Origin of the sequence: Nonomuraea sp. NPDC050153 (assembly GCF_044460125.1) — a bacterium.
In the GTDB taxonomy this organism is placed as follows: Bacteria; Actinomycetota; Actinomycetes; order Streptosporangiales; family Streptosporangiaceae; genus Nonomuraea.
Genome location: NZ_JBITJQ010000085.1, coordinates 1 through 3,254 on the forward strand (window position 1 = coordinate 1; position 3,254 = coordinate 3,254).

Consider the following 3,254-nt stretch of genomic DNA (forward strand, 5'->3'; position numbering starts at 1 on the left):
ATCCGCCGCTACATCGCCTGGCGAAACCGCAACACCGACAACCCCCGCCTACGACGCATCGTCAAGAGGGCAAACGTGGCCTGACGCGGCACTAGTTCGTGTGACAGGCGACGGCGGGCCGCACGGGGGAGGAGGCCCCGAACGGCCCGCCCGGGCGGAGAGCGGGCGCGCTGTTCATTCAAAGTGAAGGAGAAGGAAGCACACCCAGGAGCCGCCTAGCCCGGCACCCTACCGGCATCGATCACCAAATGTCCGCCGATTTCTGCCTGCCTCGCGCCGGCGTCGCACAAGAAATTCGTCGACAGCCCAACGGCACAGCCCTCGCAGCCGTATGGCTATACAGCAAGGGGAGAGTCAGCCGCGGTTCGCCGTTCACAGGGGGACGTCTCATGGCCAAAGCGCGCCGTCCCCGGGCGACGTCCTCCCGGCTCGAACGGCAACGTGTCCGCATTCCCCGCACCGGGCGGCTGACCGACCTCATCGGCCGAGCAGCCCGCCATCGTGGATCATCCAGCGCGCCGCCGACGACCCGCAGGTGGCTGTTCACAGGGTACCGGCCCCGGCCTAGGCTGGCGGGGATGACGGGATCGGCGGCGGGCGCGCGGACGCAGGAGCAGATGCGGCAGCGGAACCTGAGCGAGGTGCTGCGGCGCGTCCATAAGGACGGGGCCGTGTCACGGGCCGCGCTCAGCCGCCGGATGGGCCTCAACCGCAGCACCATCATGGACCTGACGGCCGAACTCGCCGCCGCCGGGCTCGTCCGCGAGGGCGTCCCCATCGGGCGGGGCCGCGCCGGGCGGCCGTCCATCGTCGTGATGCCCGAGCAGGGGACGCTGTATGGGCTCGCGTTCGACGTCGCCGTGGACCGGCTGCTCGCGGCCCGGGTCGGCCTCGGCGGCCGGGTCCTCGACCGCCGCGAGGCCGTGCGCACCCGCGCCGGGGTCGACCTGGAGGACGTCGTCGGCGTCCTGGCCACCTTTGGCCACGAACTGGTCGTCGGGGCCGGTCCGGGCGCGTTGTGCGTGGGTGTCGGCGCGTCGTACTGCGGGTTGATCAGGCGCGCCGACGGCACGGTCCGGTACGGACCGCACCTCGGCTGGGTGGACCAGGCGTTCGGCGCGGAACTCGCCGCGGGGCTCGGCCTCGGGCTTCCCGCCGAGGTCGGCAACGAGGCGCACCTGGGTGCGGTCGCCGAGCACGTGCGCGGCGCGGGACGCGACATCGACAACCTCATCTACCTGCACGGGGACGTCGGCGTCGGCGGCGGGATCATCGTCGGCGGCAAACTCCTGGACGGCGACGGAGGCTACGGCTGCGAACTCGGGCACATGCTGGTCAACCCGCTGAACGGGCGACCCTGCCTGTGCGGCTCGCGCGGCTGCCTGGAGGCCGAGGTGGGGGAGGAGGCGCTGCTCGACTACGCGGGACGGTCCGGCGAACTCGTCGGCCGCGACGGCATCCGGGCCGTCGTCGCCCTCGCCGGGACCGGCGACGCCCGCGCGCGGGACGCCCTCGACCGCATCGGCGACTGGCTCGGCGTCGGCGTCGTCAACCTCATCAACCTGTTCAACCCGGCGCTCGTGGTCTTCGGCGGGATGCTCCGCGATGTCTACCCGGGCGCCGCGCCACGCGTCCGCGCCCGGATCGACGCGCATGTCCTGCCGGTGTCGCGCGAACGTGTCCGCCTGGCCGTGACGGCCCTCGGCGACGACACCACGCTCGCCGGGGCCGCCGAACTCGCCTTCGCCAACCTCCTGGACAACCCCCTCGACACATTGGCCACCCTGCGCTGATGGGACCAGGACGGCCGCGCCGAGTGCCGTGAACGATCGAGGTCGTAGCCGTCGATGATCGCCGCAGTGCGCAGCGCCATGACGACGTTCCTCGACCGCGGGTCACCAGGCTTTGCGCGCCGGGTGGCGCCGGCCATCCAGTACGGGCATCTCCGCAGCACGCTGGTTTCGGAAGGTCACGCCTCCTGCAGCCGTGGCGGCGTCCACGAGCTCATCGGCATCAAGACCGTCCGGGTGGTCGCCGACACCGTCGCCGGGCTGCGTGAGGGCATCGTGGCCGGAGAGGGAATCTCTGGGTCCGCATGAGCCCCGCCCGTGACGAACCCGAGCGCGTCCGCGCTGCCATGGACCGCATCCTTGCCGGCGCCCCTCAGAACTCCTCCGGCGCGCTCACGATCGTCGCACTGGCCCAGGAGGCAGGGGGCCCGAGGAGGCGCGCCTGCGCGAGACGATCGTCAAGCTGCCGCACGGCCGACGCCGAGGGCGACACGCCGGAGGCACACGCACGCACCCATTGGCGTCGAAGCAGTAAAAGTGATGCGTGAACGCTGCCCGGAATGTGATGATCAGCGTTGCTGCACGCCAGGTCGGCGGGAAGTCATGAGCGGTGCCATCTCAGAGGGAACTTGAACGATGATCATCCGGCAGTGCCGAGACGATGACCTCTCCTTGCTGGAGCAGCACATCCCCTCGGGCCGCTCCCGCGTGCACGAAGCTCGCTTCCATCGTCAGCAACAGGGCTTGAGCACATTTCTGACCGCCTGGATCGACGACGCTCCAGTGGGACATGGGGAGGTTCGGTGGGGCGGCTGCGCGGCCGTCGAAGTGCGGGAGCGTTACCCCGGCTGCCCCGAGCTCAACGGCCTGGCCGTCTGGCCCCCCGAACGGCGGTCACATGGCATCGGCACCGCCATCATCCAAGCCGCCGAGGCCATCGTCGCTCAACGTGGCAACTGCCACATCGGCCTTGGGGTCGATGACCAGAACCTCCGCGCTGCTGCGCTCTACCTCAGGCTCGGCTACCAGGAAACCGGCTGCCGATACCTCGACCGTTACCACTACATCGACGACCATGGCATCCGCCACGAAGTCTCCGACCCGTGCCGGTTCCTGATCAAGCAGCTACAGAACGCAAATGACCAGCGACTTTGAGATGAATCGGACTTCTTTGCCGGACCGGACCGCACATCGTGTCCACTGAGCGCGGGCTTCCGCGAGGAACTGGCCGACGTGCTGTGTGACGTGGTCCTCATGGCCCACCATCACGGGGTGGGCCTGGAGGCGGAGGCCGAACGCAAGTGGCCGGCCTGGAAACCCTGACTAGACCGCGATGACCGAGACGGTGCCTGCGGCGTTGTTCGCCACATAGAGCCTGCTGACGAAGGCTTAAGCGCTCAATGAGGTGCAGGCGTAGAGCGCTGGTCCGATCTTGTTGATGTGGCCCTGGTGGGACCACTGGGA

At 69.7% G+C, this 3,254-nt stretch carries 3 protein-coding genes; all 3 read left to right on the plus strand.

The window, feature by feature from the left end:
- Positions 1-578 precede the first annotated feature (578 nt).
- A complete protein-coding gene (locus tag ACIBQ1_RS61760) occupies positions 579-1,793 on the plus strand; it encodes an ROK family protein (protein WP_397292868.1) in 1,215 nt (404 codons plus the stop codon).
- Positions 1,794-1,847: 54 nt separating this feature from the next.
- Complete coding sequence (locus ACIBQ1_RS61765; protein ID WP_397292869.1) at positions 1,848-2,099, plus strand: hypothetical protein; 252 nt, start codon at positions 1,848-1,850, stop codon at positions 2,097-2,099.
- 327 nt (positions 2,100-2,426) lie between these two features.
- Complete coding sequence (locus ACIBQ1_RS61770) at positions 2,427-2,945, plus strand: GNAT family N-acetyltransferase (RefSeq protein WP_397292870.1); 519 nt, start codon at positions 2,427-2,429, stop codon at positions 2,943-2,945.
- Positions 2,946-3,254: the final 309 nt, after the last annotated feature.

What these genes read in the sequence shown, in the direction of transcription:
- ACIBQ1_RS61760 (WP_397292868.1), top strand. Translation starts at nt 579, where the DNA reads ATGACGGGATCGGCGGCGGGCGCGCGGACGCAGGAGCAGATGCGGCAG.
- ACIBQ1_RS61765 (WP_397292869.1), top strand. Translation starts at nt 1,848, where the DNA reads ATGATCGCCGCAGTGCGCAGCGCCATGACGACGTTCCTCGACCGCGGG.
- ACIBQ1_RS61770 (WP_397292870.1), top strand. Translation starts at nt 2,427, where the DNA reads ATGATCATCCGGCAGTGCCGAGACGATGACCTCTCCTTGCTGGAGCAG.